This window comes from Alistipes sp. UBA6068 (assembly GCF_949428155.1).
In the GTDB taxonomy this organism is placed as follows: Bacteria; Bacteroidota; Bacteroidia; order Bacteroidales; family Rikenellaceae; genus Alistipes; species Alistipes muris.
The window spans coordinates 21,208-38,010 of sequence record NZ_CASQFS010000009.1; the positions used below are offsets into that span (position 1 = coordinate 21,208).

Consider the following 16,803-nt stretch of genomic DNA (forward strand, 5'->3'; position numbering starts at 1 on the left):
TACGCTTTCCGAACATCCATCGTTTCCCATGCGGGCCAGAATCCTCAATGCCAGCGCCGGGTCGGGCAAGACCTATCAGCTGGCCTACAAGTACGTGCGCGACGTGGTGCAGCAGCCGTCGCTCTACCGCCATATCCTCGCCGTGACCTTCACCAACAAGGCCACCGAGGAGATGAAGTCGCGTATTCTCAAGGAGATACACCTGCTCGCGTCCGGCGGGCCGAGTGCCTATGCCGCCGACTTGTGCCGGGAGCTCCGGCTCGACGCCCGCACCGTGCAGAAGCGGGCGGCCGAGGCCCGGGCCCGTATTCTCCACGATTATTCGCGTTTCACGGTCCTCACCATCGACACTTTTTTCCAGCGCATTCTGCGGGCTTTCATCAAGGAGCTGGGCATCGACCTCGATTACAACGTCGAAATCGAAACCGCTTCGGTGCTCGCCAAGAGCGCCGACACTCTCATCGAAGCCATCACGGCCGACCGCGACCTGCTGCGCTGGATGACCGGTTTCGTCGAGGAGCGTATCGACGAGGGGCGCAAGTGGGACGTCCGCGACGGCATTCTCTCCTTGGGCGGCGAGCTTTTCAAGGAGAAGAACCGCCCGACGCTCTCCGCTCCCCGGTCCAAGGAGGAGCTGCGGCGCATCGTTCACCGTGCTGCGGCCCATGCCGAGGCCACCAAGCGGGAGTTGCAGCAGACGGCTGCGCAGGCCGTGCAGCTTATCGGCGCGGCAGGGCTTTCCGCCACGGATTTTTCGGGCAAGAGCCGCAGTTTCGCCCACTGGTTCTATGTCGTGGCCGCCGGAGAACTGAAAGCTCCCTCCGCCACCGTGCTGAAGATGAGCGCCACGGCCGACGGCTGGTGCGCCAAGGGTTCGCCTGCCGAGCCGCTCGTCGGGCAGCTCCGGCCGCTGTTGCAGCACATGTGCGGGCTCTATGCGCAGAACCTCCGTTCGTGGAACACCTGCGACCTGCTGCGCGAGAACTACCGCAGTTTCGCCCTCCTGTCGGACCTCTATGCGCAGGTGCAGCGGCTTTGCGACGAGCAGAACATGATGCTGCTCTCCGAAACCAAATACCTGCTTGCGGAGTTCATCGGCCACAACGATGCGCCGTTCATCTACGAGAAGGTCGGCAACCGCTTCGAGCGCTTCATGATCGACGAGTTCCAGGACACGTCGGTGCGCGAGTGGGAGAATTTCCTGCCCTTGTTGCAGAACGCCATGGCACAGAGCGAGGAGACTTCGGTGCTCATCGTGGGCGACATCAAGCAGTCGATTTACCGTTGGCGGGGCGGCGACTGGCGGATTCTCCACGAGGGGGCGCGCCGCGCGCTGGGCGAGGGGAACACCGAGGTGAAGATGCTGGAGGAGAATTGGCGCAGTCTGCCCGTGGTCGTGGGGTTCAACAACCGGATAATCGACTGCGTCGTGGCCGCCGACAATGCGGCGCTCAACGGACAGCTCGCCGAAGCGGCCGCCCGGGGCGATGTCGCTGCTGCCGCGGCGGGCGAACTGCGCGATACGCTGGCCGACGCTTACCGCGGGCAGGCGCAGACGCCCCGCCGCAAGGCGCCGGTCGACGGGTACGTCTCGGTCGAGACCTTCGACGAGCGGCCGCCCGTCGTGGAGCGGCTCTGCGAACTGCTCGACCGCGGTTTCCGCCCGGCCGACATCATGATATTGGTGCGCGGCGCCACCGACGGGGCCCGAATCGCCGCCGAACTGCTCGACTTCAAGAGCCGCAACACCGACCCCCGCTACCGTTTCGACGTCATGACGCAGGAAGCGCTCGTCATCGGCAACGCGCCCGTCAGCTCGTTCGTCGCGGCGGCCTTGCGGCTGGCGCTCAATGCCGGCGACCGGCTCAGCCGCGCCATTTTCAACCGCTGCCTCGGCCGCGATTTCGATGCTCCGCTCTCCGATGCCGAGCGGGCGTTCTTCCGTTCGGTCCGCCTGCTCTCGCCCGAGGAGGCGTTCGAGCGCATCGTCATGGAGTACGACCTTCAGCAGGACCGTTTGCAGACGGCCTACCTGCAAGCCATCCACGAGCAGATTATCGCGTTCTGCGCCAACAAGGTAGCCGACATCCCGCTTTTTCTCGCCTGGTGGGAGGAGCAGGGTTCGGCCCGTTCGCTGAGCGTCGGCCGCAGCGAGCAGACGGTCGAAATCATCACCATCCACAAGGCCAAGGGGCTGGAAAACAAGGCGGTGCTGATTCCCTATTGTTCGTGGCAGCTCGACCCCAAGTCCGGGGGCGGGGTGCAGAACATCGTGTGGGCCGAGGCGCAGGGCGAAGCCGCCGGAGCGGGGCGCTTCCCTGTCAGGTTCAAGAAGGCGATGGCCGAATCGGGTTTCTCTGAGGAGTTCTACCGCGAGACGGTCTATTCGCATGTCGACAATATCAATCTGCTCTACGTGGCGCTGACGCGCGCCGCCGAATCGCTCCATCTCTTCATTCCCCGGCGGGGCGGCCGCCACGTCGGGTCGCTGCTGCTCGAACACCTTGCCGTCGACGGCGACAGGGCGCTGCTCGGCGATATGACGGGCCGTTACTCGTGCGGCGAGGCTTCCGAGCGTTTCGAGTTCGGCGAGTTCGCGGGTCCGGCCGATTCGCTCCGCAAGGGGGGCGAGGTCCGGCACGTCGTGCTGGAGAATTACCCCACGGCGCAGGCCGACCTGCGGTTGCGGCTGCCGTCGCAGCGCTATTTCGAGCCGGGGTCGGATGCCGCCCTTTCGCCGCGCGATTTCGGCATTCTGATGCACCGGGCGTTCGAGGATGCGGCGGACACCGCGGAAATCGGGCGGGCCGTGGCGCGGATGGAGCACGACGGCACGCTTTCGGCCGCCGACGCCGCGCAGCTTCGCCGGATGATCGGCCAGGCGCTGGCCGACCCGGTTGTGCGCGAGTGGTTCGACGGACCGTGGCAGCAGGTGCGCAACGAGCAGGAAATCATCCTGCCGGGCGAGGGTTCGCCGCGCCGCCCCGACCGCGTGATGACCTGCGGCGACCGGGCCGTGGTCGTCGATTACAAGTTCGGCGAGCACGACACCGCCCGTTACAAGCGCCAGATTGAGGAATATTGCGCGCTCCTGCGCGACATGGGGTATGCCCGCACCGAGGGTTACCTCTGGTTCGTCCGGCTCGGCAAAATCGAAAGGGTGGTGTAGGGCGCTATTCCGGCAGCGTCACTCGGATGTACGCGGCCCCGGAAGCCCGGGCGGCTTCGAGCCCCACGGCCGAATCCTCGAAGATGAGCGTTTCGCGGGGCGTGACCCCCTCGCGGCGCATCGCTTCCAGGAAGCAGTCGGGGGCGGGCTTGCTTCGCGCGACGTCGGGTCCGGCCAGTATGCCGTCGACCCGGCCTGCGGGGCATCGGGCTTCGGGCGTCTCCGGTCCGCCGATGCCCAAGTGGGCCATCGCGTTGTCGATATTGGCCCGGCTGCCCGTCGAGACGATCCATACCCGTCCGCCCTGCCGCCGGAACTGGCGGCAGAATTCCCACAGCGGACGGTTGAGTTCCACCGTGTCGAAAAACGCAGGATAGAGTTCGATTTTCCGCAGCCGCAGCCGTTCGCGCTCGGCCGGGTCGGCGATGCCGTAGCTGCGCAGGAATTCGTCGCACCGCACTCCGAAATAGCGGCCGAGGTATTCTTCCTCGGTCAGCGGGTAGCCCGCTTCCCGCAGCGTGGCCGCGTAGGCCAGCGCATTGGCCCGCCGCGTGTCGGCCAGCGTGCCGTCGAAATCCAGCAGAATCAGTTTGACCGGGCCTTCCATCGGGTTAGTCGAACGACTGCATGCCCGACTGGGCGATGTGCATCAGACGCCGGTATTCGCCCGGTGTGAGTTCCATGAAAAAGTAGTGGATCGGGTCGACCCGCATGGCCTTGTAGCGCACTTCGTAGTGGAGGTGGGGGGCCAGCGAGAGACCCGTGTCGCCCGAGCGGGCGATGATGTCGCCGCGCCGCACCTGCTGTCCCTTGCGGACGTTGATTTGCGACAGGTGGCTGTACGAGGTTTCGTAGCCGTTGCCGTGGTCGATGACCACCGTGCGGCCCGAGGTCGAGTTGCGTTCCAGCACGTCGCGCACCGTGCCGTCGGCCGTGGCGAATACGCGCGACCCCTCGGGGATGGTGTAGTCGACGCCCTGGTGCGACTGGAGCGTCTTGTAGAACGGGTGGAAACGCATGCCGTAGGAAGCTGTCAGCAGGGTAAGCTGTTTGTTGATGACGGGTTGGATGGCCGGTATGTTGTGGCTCGCCGTCCCGGTCGAATCGATCAGCGCCTGCAAGTCGTGGTAGGTGTGGTTGAGTTCTTCGAGCCGCCGTTCCAGTTCTTCGGTGCGCTGCCGCAGGTCGCGTTTGAGCTGGCGCGTCGGGTGCTCGACGAGTGCTTCGTAGCTGGCGTTTTCGCGGCTTCGGATTTCGGCTTCCGATTCGTAGGGATCCGACTCGAAGAGGATGCGGAATACGTTGCGGTCGCGTTCCGAGAGGTTGTCCAGCACCATCGTCAGCGAATCGTAGCGTGCCGTCAGCGTCTTGTATTCGTCGCGCAGCCCGTCGGTCGAGTGCTTGAGCATGTATTCGAGCGGCGTGTCGAAGAAGAGCGAGAATCCCGTGTAGTAGATCACCGCCACACCCGTCCACACGAAGAACTGCACCGTCCCGCGGATGATGCGTTGGCGGCGGCGCTTGTGCCTGCGGAGTTTTTCAAGGTCTTTTTTGCCGGGCATGGTTACATGATTTCAAAGTTCGTTTCGCGCATCCGTTCCATGAACCGGTCGTATTCGTCGTAGGTCATGTTGCGGTTGAAGTAGTTGACCGGATTGACGGGCGTGCCCCTGCGGATGACTTCGTAGTGGAGGTGGGGCGCCGTCGAGCCGCCCGTGTTGCCCGTTTCGCCGATGACCTGGCCGCGCAGGACCTTGTCGCCGGGTTTCACGAGTATCTTGCTCAGGTGCGCATAGCGGGTCTGGTAGCCGAACTTGTGGTTCAGCAGGATTTGTTTGCCGTAGCCGCGCGTGGGTTCTCCGATGTCCACTTTCTGCACCGTGGCGTCGCCCGTCGCATAGACCGGGGTTCCGCGGTCGCAGCCCAGGTCGATGCCCAGGTGGGCGATGATGCGGTGGTAGATCGGGTGCATGCGGCGCGGGTTGAAGGCTCCGATATGGTCGCCGTGCAGGGCCTTGCGGTCGATGGGCCAGATGGCCGGGATGGCCGCCGCCAGCCGTGCCTTGTCCTTGGAAAGCACTTGCAGTTCGTCGAACGAGACCGATTCCTGGTAGAGCGTGCGGGCCAGTGCGTCCAGTTGTTTCCACGTCCCTATCATCAGCGGTGCGAATTCGTCGTCGTCCATCGGCGCGTATTTCGCGTCGGGGTAGGGGCGGTCGGCTTCCGCCAGGGTGTCGGTCGAGAAGAGCGAGCGGTAGACGTGGTTGTCGCGGTGGCGTATTTCGTCCACGCGGCTCTGGGCCGTGCGGATGCGGTCCTGGAGGATGCGGTACCGGATCATCAGTTCGCGGTTGCGGCGGTTGATGCGGTACATTTTGGGGGTGTAGAAGAACTGCGAGAAGACCACGTTGGCTATCGACACAAGGATGAATCCGATGAGTACCTTGCGCAGTATGCGGTAGATTCTCAGCCGGAGCGGTGCTTTGGCGGCTTCGCGCGCCTCGCGCCCTGCGGCGGCAGGTGTCTCTGGTTTTTGCTTCATCCTCTAAAAAACTCCTTGTTGCAGGATGCAAATTTAAGTTTAATTGTGTAATTTTGCAACCCGAATCGTATAACGATGCAACAGGACAATAGAGTATATATGGAATCTGCAAAAATCCGTCAGGCTTTTCTCGATTTTTTCCAAAGCAAGGGCCATGCCATCGTCCCCTCGGCGCCGATGGTCGTCAAGGGCGACCCTACGTTGATGTTCACCAACGCGGGTATGAACCAGTTCAAGGATATTTTCCTCGGCAACGCTCCCCGCAAGTTTCCGCGGGCGGCCGATACGCAGAAGTGCCTGCGTGTCTCCGGCAAGCACAACGACCTGGAGGAGGTGGGCCACGATACCTACCACCACACCATGTTCGAGATGCTCGGCAACTGGTCTTACGGCGATTATTTCAAGAAGGAGGCCATCGAGTGGGCGTGGGAGCTTTTGCACGACGTCTATAAGCTGCCCGCCGAGCGTATGTACGCCACCGTGTTCGAGGGTTCGGAGGAGGACGGCGTGCCGTTCGACCAGGAGGCCTACGATTATTGGAGGCGTTTCCTGCCCGAGGACCACATCATCCGCGGCAACAGGCACGACAATTTCTGGGAGATGGGCGAGACGGGTCCTTGCGGGCCTTGTTCCGAAATCCACTTCGACCTCCGCGATGAGGCCGAAATCGCCGCTATACCCGGCCGCGAGATGGTCAACAAGAGCCATCCGCAGGTCATCGAGATCTGGAACCTCGTCTTCATGCAGTTCAACCGCAAGGCCAACGGGTCGTTGGAGGAGCTGCCCGCGCGCAACGTCGACACCGGCATGGGTTTCGAGCGTCTGTGCATGATTCTCCAGGGCAAGAAGTCCAATTACGATACCGACGTTTTCCAGCCCACCATCGGCCGTATCGCCGCCTTGTCCGGCAAGCAGTACGGGGCCGATGAACAGGCCGACATCGCCATGCGCGTCATCGCCGACCACCTGCGCGCCATCGCTTTTTCCATCGCCGACGGGCAGCTGCCCTCCAACGTCAAGGCCGGGTACGTCATCCGCCGTATCCTCCGCCGCGCCGTGCGTTACGGCTATACTTACCTCGGCTTCACCGAGCCGACCCTCTGCCGGTTGGTGCCCGGGCTGGTGGCTCAGATGGGCGGCCAGTTCCCCGAGCTCAAGGCCCAGCAGGGGCTTATCGAAAAGGTCATCGAGGAGGAGGAGGCTTCGTTCCTGCGGACTTTGGCCACAGGTATCAACCTCCTGGACGGCGTCATCGCGCGTACCAAGTCCGAGGGCCGGCAGTTGATTTCGGGCGCCGACGCGTTCGAGCTCTACGATACGTTCGGCTTCCCCATCGACCTCACGGAGCTTATAGCCCGCGAGCAGGGCGTCGGGGTCGACCTCGATGCCTTCGACAAGGAGCTGCAGGCTCAGAAGGAGCGTTCGCGCAACGCCGCGGCCGTCGATACCGACGACTGGGTGGAGCTGTTCCCCTTGCGCGAAAGCGTCTTCACAGGTTACGATACGCTCACCGACGAGGTGCGCATAGCCCGTTATCGCCGCGTCGCTTCCAAGGGCAAGACTTCCTACCAGCTGGTCTTCGACCGCACGCCGTTCTACGGTAATTCGGGCGGTCAGATCGGCGACATCGGTGTCATCGAGAGCGCCAACGAGCGCATCGCCGTCGTCGCTGCCGAAAAGGAAAACGGGTTGATTATCCATATCGTCGAGCGGCTGCCGGAGAATCCCGCGGCTGTTTTCACCGCCCGCGTCGATGCCGACAAGCGGCAGGCGGCGGCCAACAACCACTCGGCCACCCACCTCATGCACGCCGCTCTGCGCAAGGTGCTGGGCGACCACGTCGAGCAGAAAGGTTCGATGGTGACCCCCGAGTTGCTGCGTTTCGACTTCTCGCACTTCCAGAAAGTCACGCGTGAGGAGCTGCGCGAGGTCGAGAAGTTGGTCAACAAGGCCATCCGCGCCAACTACCCGCTCGTCGAGAAGCGCGACGCCACCAAGGAGGAGGCCGCCGAAGCCGGGGCCATGATGCTTTTCGGCGAGAAGTACGGCGACCGCGTGCGCATGGTGCGTTTCGGCGATTCGGTCGAGCTGTGCGGCGGTACCCATACCAGCGCTACGGGCAACATCGGCATCTTCAAGATTCTCAACGAGAGCGCCATTTCGGCCGGGGTGCGCCGCATCGAGGCCGTCACGGGCGAGCAGGCCGAGAAGGTGCTCTACGTGGCTGAGGATACGATCCGCAGTGTGGGCGAGTCGCTCAACAATACGCAAATCATGCAGGCGGTCCGGAAGATGATCGAGAGCAACGAGACGCTCTCCAAGGAGGTCGAGCGCATGCGGCGCGAGCAGGTGGCGCAGTGGGCCGACAAGCTCGCCGCGTCGTTGCCCGAGCGCAACGGCGTGCAGCTCATCGCCTTGCAGTCCGAGAACAAGCCCGAGGTGGTCAAGGACCTCGCCTACAACCTCCGCGCCCGGTCGCCCAAGCTCGTGCTGGTCATCGGGTCGCTCTTCGAGGGCAAGCCTTCGCTGACTATCATGTTGGGCGACGAAATCGCCAAGCAGGGCGTCGATGCCGGGGCCGTCATCCGCGAGGCCGCCAAGCTCATGCAGGGCGGCGGCGGCGGTCAGGCGTTCTTCGCCACGGCCGGCGGCAAGAACCCCGACGGATTGCAGGCCGCCATCGACAAGGCGGTGGAACTGATTCTCGCCAAACTCAAATAGAAACTATACGCCTGTCATCCTGAGCGCGTCTCTTTGGTCATCCTGAGCGCAGCGAAGGATCTGACCGCTCAGAATGACGGCCTTACAGATTTGAATAAAAGATTACAGCTATGGCAAACAAGGTTCTGCTGATGATTCTCGACGGCTGGGGCAACGGCCGCCACGACCGGGCCGACGTCATTTCGACGGTTCATCCCGCTTATATCTCGGCCATGACCGAGCGTTATCCCCACGCGCAGCTGCGCACCGACGGCGAGAACGTCGGTCTGCCCGACGGGCAGATGGGCAATTCGGAGGTGGGCCACCTCAACATCGGCGCCGGGCGCGTCGTCTACCAGGATTTGGTCAAAATCAACCGCGCCTGCCGCGACAATTCGATTCTGAAGAATCCCGAGGTCGTCCGCGCGTTCGACTACGCCCGCCAGAACGGCGCCGGCGTCCATTTCATGGGCCTTACCTCCGACGGCGGCGTGCATTCGTCGCTGGAGCATCTGTTCAAGTTGTGCGACATCGCCGCCGAGTATAAAATCGACCGGACGTTCGTCCATTGTTTCATGGACGGCCGCGATACCGACCCGCGCAGCGGCAAGGGTTTCATCGAGCAGCTGGAGAAGCACCTGGCCGCGTCGACGGGTAAAATCGCCACGGTCGTCGGCCGTTACTACGCTATGGACCGCGACAAGCGTTGGGAGCGTGTCAAGGTGGCTTACGACGCTTTGGTCGAGGGCATCGGCGAGCACGCTACCGACATGGCCGCCGCCGTGCAGAAGTCTTACGACGCCGACATCACCGACGAGTTCATCAAGCCCGTCGTTCGCGTGGACGAGGCCGGCAATCCCGTCGGAACCATCCGGCCCAACGACGTGGTCGTTTTCTTCAACTACCGGAACGACCGCGCCAAGGAGCTTTCCATCGTGCTGACCCAGCAGGACATGCCCGAAGCCGGGATGCACACCCTGCCGCTCTATTATTGCTGCATGACCCCCTACGACGCTAAGTTCACGGGGCTGCACATCCTGTTCGACAAGGAGAATGTGCCCGACACCATCGGCGAGTGGGTCTCGAAGCAGGGGCTCAGGCAGCTGCGTATCGCCGAGACCGAAAAATACGCGCATGTCACGTTCTTCCTGAACGGCGGACGCGAGGAGACTTTCGAGGGCGAGGAACGTATCCTCGTCGCTTCGCCCAAGGTGGCGACCTACGACCTCCAGCCCGAGATGTCGGCGCCCGAGGTGGCCGACAAGCTGGCGGCGGCGCTCGACGAGCAGAAGTTCGACTTCATCTGTCTGAACTTCGCCAACGGCGACATGGTAGGGCACACGGGTATTTATGATGCCATCGTCAAGGCGGTCAAGGCGGTCGACGGGTGCGTCGAAAAGGTGGTCGAGGCGGCCAAGCGCAACGGCTACGAGGTGGTGCAGATTGCCGACCACGGCAACGCCGACAACGCCGTCAACCCCGACGGCACGCCCAACACGGCCCACTCGCTCAATCCGGTGCCCATCGTCGTGGTTTCCGACCGCGTCAAGGCGGTGCACGACGGTATCTTGGCCGACGTAGCACCCACGGTGCTGGCGCTGATGGGCGTTCCCCAGCCGGCCGGTATGACGGGCCGTTCGCTGGTCGAAATGAAGTAACCTTAAAACCGAATACGATGAAAAAATTGTTGTTTTTTGCGGCCTGCGCCGCGCTTTGCGCTTCGTGCACTCCTAAGAAGCCGTTCACCCTCGCAGGTACGGCCGATTCGTCGGCCGACGGGCAGACGGTCTACCTTTACGATTACCAGGAGGGCCGCGCCGTCGACAGCACCGTGGTAGCCGAGGGGCGTTTCAGCTTCGGCGGCCGCATTGCGGGCGACGTCCTGCGCCGGGTTTCGCTGGGCCGCAACTTCGTCAACGTCATTCTGGAGGGCGGCGATTTCACGGTCGACCTTACGGAGCACACGGTCGGCGGTTCGGAGAAAAACGAGCAGTTAAATCGTTTTAACACGCAGTACGATTCCATCGGCCGGGCGTTTTACGAGAACTTCATGACCCTTAAGGGCGACGCGCTGCTTTCGGAAGCGGAGTTCGAGGCCAAGGCCGATGCGCTGGTGGCAGAGACGAACGTTGCGCTCGGCGACCTGGCCCGTCCGCTGGTCGAAGCCAACAACAACGCGCTGGGCGCCTATGCTTTCCTGCGTTGGTGCTCCGATCTGGAGACGCCCGAGGAGTTCGACGCCGCGCTGGCCCTTGCGGGCGACCGTGTGCGTGAGTTCGCTCCCGTGAAAGCTATCGTCGACAAGCACAATGCGCTGAAGAAGACTGCCGAGGGAATGCCGTTCGCCGACTTCACCATCGAGAACGGCAATGCCGATTCGACGGCCGCGAGCCTTTCCGACTACGTGGGCAAGGGCAAATACGTGCTGGTCGATTTCTGGGCTTCGTGGTGCGGCCCCTGCCGCCGCGAGATTCCCGTCATCCGCGAGGTGTGGGAGAAGTACCGCGGCGACAAGTTCGAGGTGCTGGGCGTTGCCGTGTGGGACAAGCGCGAGGATACGCTCAAGGCCGCTGCGGACCTCGGTATCGAGTGGGCGCAGATTCTCGACGCCCAGGGCGTGCCGACCGACCTTTACGGCATCAACGGGATTCCCCATATCATCCTCTTCGGTCCCGACGGAACGATTGTCGCCCGCGGCCTGCGCGGCGATGCGCTCAAGGAGAAGGTGGCCGAAGTGCTGGCCGAATAGCCCGGCAGGACATTGTATGGAAAAAGGGGCGCGAAATTTTCGCGCCCCTTTTTTCTATGCGGGATGCGGTTCTCAGCGCTCGGGCAGTTCGCCGATGAGCCCGCGGATGACGACCGAGGCGCAGCCGATGCCGAACAGGGCGGGGAGGTAGGAGATGGTTCCTACGTTCGATTTCTTGTTTTGCTCCTCGCAAAGAATCATCGCCCCCTCGCGGGCAGGTTCGGGCGAGAATACGGCCTGGAAGCCCCGCCGGACACCCGCCTTGTGGAGCCGCTTGCGCAGCATGTGGGCCAGCGGGCAGTGGTGGGTCTTGGAGATGTCGGCGATTTCGAGTTTCGTGGGGTCGGTTTTGGCTCCGGCGCCCATCGAGCTGACGAGCGGCAGCCCCCGTTCGAGCGCCGCGAGGATAAGCGCCAGCTTGGGCGAAAGGGTGTCGATAGCATCCACGACATAGTCGTAGCGCGCCGCGTCGAGCAGGGCGTAGGTCTCCTCGTCGCGTATAAAACGATTTAGCACCGTCAGCTCCAGCTCCGGGTTGATGTCGCGGAGCCGTTCGGCCAGCACCTCGGCCTTGGGGCGGCCGACGGTCGAGCGGAGCGCGACAAGCTGGCGGTTGATGTTACTGACGCTCACCGTGTCGGCGTCGGCGACGGTCATGCGGCCCACGCCTGCGCGGGCGATCATTTCGGCGGCATAGGCCCCCACGCCGCCCAGTCCCACGACCAGCACGTGGGCGCGGCGCAGCATGCCGAGCTTCTCTTCGCCCAGCAGCAGAGCGGTGCGTTCGAGCCAGTTATCCATGGATGAAAATGCGTTCGTAGTTTTCGGTCGTTGCCTGCTTCAGCTCCTCGACCGAAAGTGCCAGGAGCTCTGCGACGCGCGTATAAATCGTTTTAACAGGCGTCTCGCTGTCGTCGGTTTCCAGAAAGAGCTGCGAAAGGGGCGTGCCTTTCAGGGCTTCGACCGTCCGCGGCGAGGCGAAGGTCCGTTCGCCGAAAGACAGGCAGTAGCCCCGTTCGAGCGCCTGCCGGGCCTGCTCCGGCGACCCGATGAAGCCGTGGAAGATGACGGCGCGCGGCTCCTGCTCCCAAAGCAGGCGCATGGTCTGCTCGAATGCCTTGACGCAATGGAGCACGACGGGCAGTCCGTACCGGCAGGCGAGGGCGAGTTGGGCGCGGAACAGCTCGATCTGTGCCTGACGCGTGCCGTTGTCGGCCGCCTGCACGAAGTCGAGCCCGGTTTCGCCGACCGCCTGCACGCCGCCGCTCTCCAACTCGCGGGCGAGCCGGTCGAGCGCGGCGGCATCGGCCTGGGGAGCATCCCACGGGTGGATGCCCGCCGTGCGCAGCTCGATGCCGCAGCCCGTCGGGCGGTGGGTGTGGATGTTGACGAAAACAGGGTTCATATGGACAAAGATACGAATTTTAAGGATATTTAAGAAATAATGGCTGCGGCATACGTTTTTCCGGAAAAAATTTCGTACTTTCGCACGCGGTTAAGCTGTTAGCGTGCTAACAACAGGGCGGGGCCGGGAAGCCGGAGGCGCCGGGAACTGCCGGAACACGGGAAGACCAGCCATGCAGGGGTTGCCGGAACGCGGGCTTGTGCCGCGGGAGGTCTCTGCCGCAGAGACTGCTGAGACAAGGGCCTACAACCGCGGAGACACCTGCCATGCGGGAACTGCCGGAACACGGGCCCACGACTGCGGGAACACCTGCGGACTGCGGCCGAGAGGGCACGGACAACGGACGGAACAACGAGAAAAATCATATTTCAATCAAACTCAAATTCAAACCATGTCGAAAGTCATTACACTACGCAAGGGTCTCGACATCAATCTGGAGGGGAAACCTCAGCCGACCGTGGCCGATGCGCCGCGGGCTGCGGAGTATGCGGTTTCGCCCCTCGATTTCGAGGGCGTGACCCCCAAGCTGCTGGTCAAGGCGGGCGATAAGGTGAAGGCGGGTACGCCGCTGTTCTTCAACAAGAACGACCAACGCGTACTTTTCACCTCGCCGGTGAGCGGCTGTGTGGCGGCCATCAACCGCGGCGAAAAACGCAAGGTGCTCTCCGTGACGGTGACCCCCGACGGCGAAGGTCGGTCGGAAGAGTTCGGACGTCCGGACCTCGGTGCGGCCACGCGCGAGGAAGTTGTGGAACTGCTGCTGCGCAGCGGCCTGTGGCCGATGATCGTGCAGCGCCCCTACGGCATCATCGCCGATCCGTCGGACACGCCCCGGGCAATCTTTGTTTCGGCGTTCGATTCGGCGCCGCTGGCCCCGGACTACAACTTCGTGCTTCGCGAGGAGAAACACAACCTGCAAACCGGAATCGAGGTGCTGCGCAAGCTCACGCCGGGCAAGGTGCATCTGTCGGTGCGCGCCAAGGCCGAGGGCGACATGCCGTCGCTGGCAGGCGCCGAACTGCACAGCTTTGCGGGCAAGCACCCGGTGGGCAACGTCGGCGTGCAGATTCACCACATTGCCCCCATCAACAAGGGCGAGAAGGTCTGGACGGTCAACATCCAGGACCTTGCCATCATCGGCCGCCTGTTCAACACGGGGCGGGTCGACATGACGCGCATCATCGCCGTGACGGGCTCCGAGGTGGAGAAACCCGCCTATGTCCGCACCGCAGCGGGCGCCCGCTGCGATTCGATACTGGGCGGTAACGTCAAGGCGCAGAAAGAGGGCGACAGCGTCCGCATCATCTCGGGCAACGTGCTGACGGGCACCAAGACGGCGATGGACGGCTTCCTGGGCTACTACGCCAACCAGCTGACGGTCATCCCCGAGGGCGACAAGTACGAACTGCTGGGCTGGGCGATGCCGCGCTTCGGCAAGTTCTCGGTGTCGCGCTCCTACTTCTCGTGGCTCTGCCCGAAGAAAGCCTACAAGCTCGATACCAACCTGCACGGCGGCGAACGTCCGTTCGTGGTGACGGGGCTCTACGAGCAGTATCTGCCGATGGACATCTATCCGATGTATCTGCTGAAAGCCTGCCTGGCGGGCGACATCGACAAGATGGAGAATCTGGGAATCTACGAAGCGGTCGAGGAGGACTTCGCGCTGTGCGAATTCGTCGACCCCTCGAAAATCGAAATCCAGCAGATTATCCGCGACGGTATTAACTTAATGATAAGGGAGGCATAACGATGGGACTGCGTAAAATAGTTGACAACCTCAAGCCCACCTTTTCCAAGGGCGGCAAGCTGAGTTTTCTGGCCTCGACGTTCGACGCGTTCGAGACGTTCCTTTTCGTGCCGAACACGACGACGGCCAAGGGCGCGCATATCCGCGACTGCAACGACATGAAACGAACGATGATCGTGGTGGTGGCGGCGCTGCTGCCTGCACTGCTGTTCGGATTCTACAACACGGGCTATCAGCACTATCTGTCGCAGGGCGTCGAACCTGCGCTGTGGGCTTCGCTGTGGTTCGGATTTCTGAAGGTGCTGCCCATCATCGTGGTTTCCTACGTGGTGGGTCTGGCCATCGAATTCGGATTCGCGCAGGCGCGCGGCCATGAAGTCAACGAAGGCTTTCTGGTGACGGGTCTGCTCATCCCGATGATCATGCCGGTGGACATTCCGCTGTGGATGGTGGCCGTAGCTACGGCTTTCTCGGTCGTATTCGGCAAGGAAGTCTTCGGCGGCACGGGCATGAACGTTTTCAACCCCGCCTTGCTGGCACGTGCATTCGTCTTCTTCGCCTACACGCCCTCGATTTCGGGCGCCGAGGTGTGGATTGCGGGCCTGAAGTCGGGCGAGGGCGTGGTCGACGGCTTCTCGGGTGCCACGGCGCTCGAACACCTGGCTGTCGACGGCACGCTGGGCTATTCGGCTCTCGATGCTTTCCTCGGATTCATCCCCGGTTCCATCGGCGAGACCTCGACGGTGGCGATTCTGATAGGCGCCGCCCTGCTGCTCTTCACGGGCATCGCCTCGTGGCGGACGATGCTTTCGGTCTTCGCAGGCGGTCTGCTGATGGGCTATGTGTTCCAGTGGACGGGCGTGACCTCCTATCCGGCCTGGTGGCATCTGATCATCGGCGGCTTTGCGTTCGGTGCGGTCTTCATGGCCACCGACCCGGTGACTTCGGCCCAGACCAACGCGGGCAAGTACATCTTCGGTCTGCTGACGGGTGCGCTGGCCGTGCTCATACGTGTGGTCAATCCGGCCTATCCCGAGGGCATGATGCTTTCGATTCTCTTCATGAACGCGCTGGCGCCGCTGATCGACTACTATGTGGTCGAGGCCAACATCCGGCGCAGAAACAAACGTGTCGAACCGGCAAAATAAGGGTGCAATCATGAAAAAATTCAATACGAACAGCAACGCCTACATCATCGTCTACTCGACGGTGATGGTGGTGGCGGTGGCGACGCTGCTGGCCGTGGCCGCGCTCTCGCTGCAAAAACGCCAGTATGCCAACGAGCTCAACGAGAAGAAGCAGTCGATTCTCGCGTCGCTCTCGGCAACGGGCGAGAACTACGATGAATTCATCGAAGCCCGCGTGCTGGATGCCGAGGGCCGGACGGTCGAGGGCGGCGACGTATTCGCCATGCTCAACGACCTGCAAGGCTCGTTCGATGCGGGCAACTACCCGGTGTTCGAGGCCCGGGACGGCCGGGTGGTCATCCCGGTGACGGGCTCGGGGCTGTGGGGCCCCATCTGGGGCTATGTGGCCTTGGAAAACGACATGAACACCGTGGCGGGCATCGTGATGTCCCACAAGGGCGAAACCCCCGGTCTGGGCGCCGAAATCGCGACGGAGAAATACCAGTCGAATTTCGTCGGCAAGACGATTTTCGAGGGCGGCGAATTCGTGTCGGTGTCGCTGCGCAAGGGCGGTGCCAAGGACCCTGCCCACGAAGTGGACGCCATCACGGGCGGAACCAAGACCTCGGACGGCGTGACGGCCATGCTCCGCACGAGCATCGGCCACTATCTGCCGCTGCTGGAAGCGCGCCGCGCGGCCGCATCGGGCTCTAACGAAGAAAATACGGAAGACCATGAGTAGCAAGAATCTCAAATACCTGACCGGGCCCTTCTCGGCGAACAACCCGGTAATCGTACAGATACTGGGCATCTGCTCGGCGCTGGCCGTGACGGTGCAGCTCAAACCGGCCATCGTCATGGCGCTGTCGGTGACGGTCGTGACGGCGTTCTCGAACCTCGTCATGTCGCTGCTGCGCAACGGCGTGCCGGCCCGCATCCGCATCATCGTCCAGCTGGTGGTCATCGCCGCGCTGGTAATCCTTGTGGACCAGGTGCTCAAGGCCTATGTCTACGAAGTGTCGAAACAGCTGTCGGTCTATGTAGGTCTGATTATCACGAACTGCATCGTCATGGGCCGCATCGAAGCCTTTGCGCTGGCCAACAAGCCGTGGCCCGCGCTGCTGGACGGCATCGGCAACGGCCTGGGCTACGGCCTGATCCTGGTGGTCGTGGCGTTCTTCCGCGAACTGCTGGGCTCGGGCACGCTGCTGGGCTACCGCATCGTCCCGGAGAGCTGGTACATGGCCGAGGGCGGGTTCTACTCGAACTGCGGTCTGATGCTCTTCCCGCCGATGGCCCTTATCATTGTGGGCTGCATCATCTGGGTGCACCGCTCGCGCAACAAGGAATTACAGGAAAAATAG

The 16,803-nt window shown here is 62.8% G+C and carries 13 protein-coding genes; 8 read left to right on the plus strand and 5 right to left on the minus strand.

The features are described from left to right. Positions 1-28: 28 nt before the first annotated feature. Positions 29-3,169 (plus strand): UvrD-helicase domain-containing protein, encoded by a 3,141-nt coding sequence (locus tag QVG21_RS06575; protein WP_287923261.1) that lies wholly within the window; start codon positions 29-31, stop codon positions 3,167-3,169. Positions 3,170-3,173: 4 nt separating this feature from the next. On the opposite strand, the gene QVG21_RS06580 is transcribed toward QVG21_RS06575, so the two are convergent. Genes QVG21_RS06580 through QVG21_RS06590 form a run of 3 tightly spaced genes read right to left on the minus strand, consistent with a single transcriptional unit; the run spans position 3,174 to position 5,711 of the window. Then, entirely contained in the window at positions 3,174-3,776 is a 603-nt protein-coding gene (locus QVG21_RS06580) for an HAD family hydrolase (protein WP_287923263.1), read from the minus strand. 4 nt (positions 3,777-3,780) lie between these two features. Next, positions 3,781-4,731: a M23 family metallopeptidase gene (locus tag QVG21_RS06585; protein ID WP_287923265.1), complete on the minus strand. Its 951-nt coding sequence runs from the start codon at positions 4,729-4,731 to the stop codon at positions 3,781-3,783. 2 nt (positions 4,732-4,733) lie between these two features. Then, complete coding sequence (locus tag QVG21_RS06590; RefSeq protein ID WP_287923268.1) at positions 4,734-5,711, minus strand: M23 family metallopeptidase; 978 nt, start codon at positions 5,709-5,711, stop codon at positions 4,734-4,736. A 99-nt stretch (positions 5,712-5,810) separates the two neighbouring features. Between QVG21_RS06590 and alaS the strand changes: the two genes are divergently transcribed. The 3 genes from alaS to QVG21_RS06605 all read left to right on the plus strand — a co-directional run bounded on the left by alaS (position 5,811) and on the right by QVG21_RS06605 (position 11,160). Beyond that, on the plus strand, positions 5,811-8,432 hold the full coding sequence (gene alaS, locus QVG21_RS06595) for an alanine--tRNA ligase (RefSeq protein ID WP_287923271.1): 2,622 nt from the start codon (positions 5,811-5,813) through the stop codon (positions 8,430-8,432). A 110-nt stretch (positions 8,433-8,542) separates the two neighbouring features. Then, a complete protein-coding gene (gpmI, locus tag QVG21_RS06600) occupies positions 8,543-10,069 on the plus strand; it encodes a 2,3-bisphosphoglycerate-independent phosphoglycerate mutase (protein ID WP_287923273.1) in 1,527 nt (508 codons plus the stop codon). 17 nt (positions 10,070-10,086) lie between these two features. Then, on the plus strand, positions 10,087-11,160 hold the full coding sequence (locus QVG21_RS06605; RefSeq protein ID WP_287923275.1) for a TlpA disulfide reductase family protein: 1,074 nt from the start codon (positions 10,087-10,089) through the stop codon (positions 11,158-11,160). 72 nt (positions 11,161-11,232) lie between these two features. Here QVG21_RS06605 and QVG21_RS06610 read toward each other — a convergent pair whose 3' ends face one another. Together QVG21_RS06610 and QVG21_RS06615 are read right to left on the minus strand one after the other, a co-directional pair. Further along, positions 11,233-11,961 carry a tRNA threonylcarbamoyladenosine dehydratase gene (locus tag QVG21_RS06610; protein WP_251215039.1) on the minus strand — a complete coding sequence of 243 codons (729 nt, stop codon included), beginning with the start codon at positions 11,959-11,961 and terminating at the stop codon, positions 11,233-11,235. Next, a complete protein-coding gene (locus QVG21_RS06615) occupies positions 11,954-12,565 on the minus strand; it encodes a TatD family hydrolase (protein WP_251215038.1) in 612 nt (203 codons plus the stop codon). Before QVG21_RS06615 ends, QVG21_RS06610 begins: the two co-directional genes overlap by 8 nt. Before the next feature lie 391 nt (positions 12,566-12,956). Between QVG21_RS06615 and QVG21_RS06620 the strand changes: the two genes are divergently transcribed. The 4 genes from QVG21_RS06620 to QVG21_RS06635 are packed head-to-tail and all read left to right on the plus strand — an operon-like array spanning position 12,957 to position 16,803. Further along, entirely contained in the window at positions 12,957-14,312 is a 1,356-nt protein-coding gene (locus QVG21_RS06620; RefSeq protein WP_251215037.1) for a Na(+)-translocating NADH-quinone reductase subunit A, read from the plus strand. A 2-nt stretch (positions 14,313-14,314) separates the two neighbouring features. Then, positions 14,315-15,460, plus strand: coding sequence for an NADH:ubiquinone reductase (Na(+)-transporting) subunit B (locus QVG21_RS06625; protein WP_287923281.1), 1,146 nt, complete (start codon positions 14,315-14,317; stop codon positions 15,458-15,460). 10 nt (positions 15,461-15,470) lie between these two features. After that, complete coding sequence (locus tag QVG21_RS06630; RefSeq protein ID WP_251215035.1) at positions 15,471-16,181, plus strand: FMN-binding protein; 711 nt, start codon at positions 15,471-15,473, stop codon at positions 16,179-16,181. Beyond that, positions 16,174-16,803, plus strand: a complete 630-nt coding sequence (locus QVG21_RS06635; protein ID WP_251215034.1) for an NADH:ubiquinone reductase (Na(+)-transporting) subunit D — start codon at positions 16,174-16,176, stop codon at positions 16,801-16,803. Before QVG21_RS06630 ends, QVG21_RS06635 begins: the two co-directional genes overlap by 8 nt.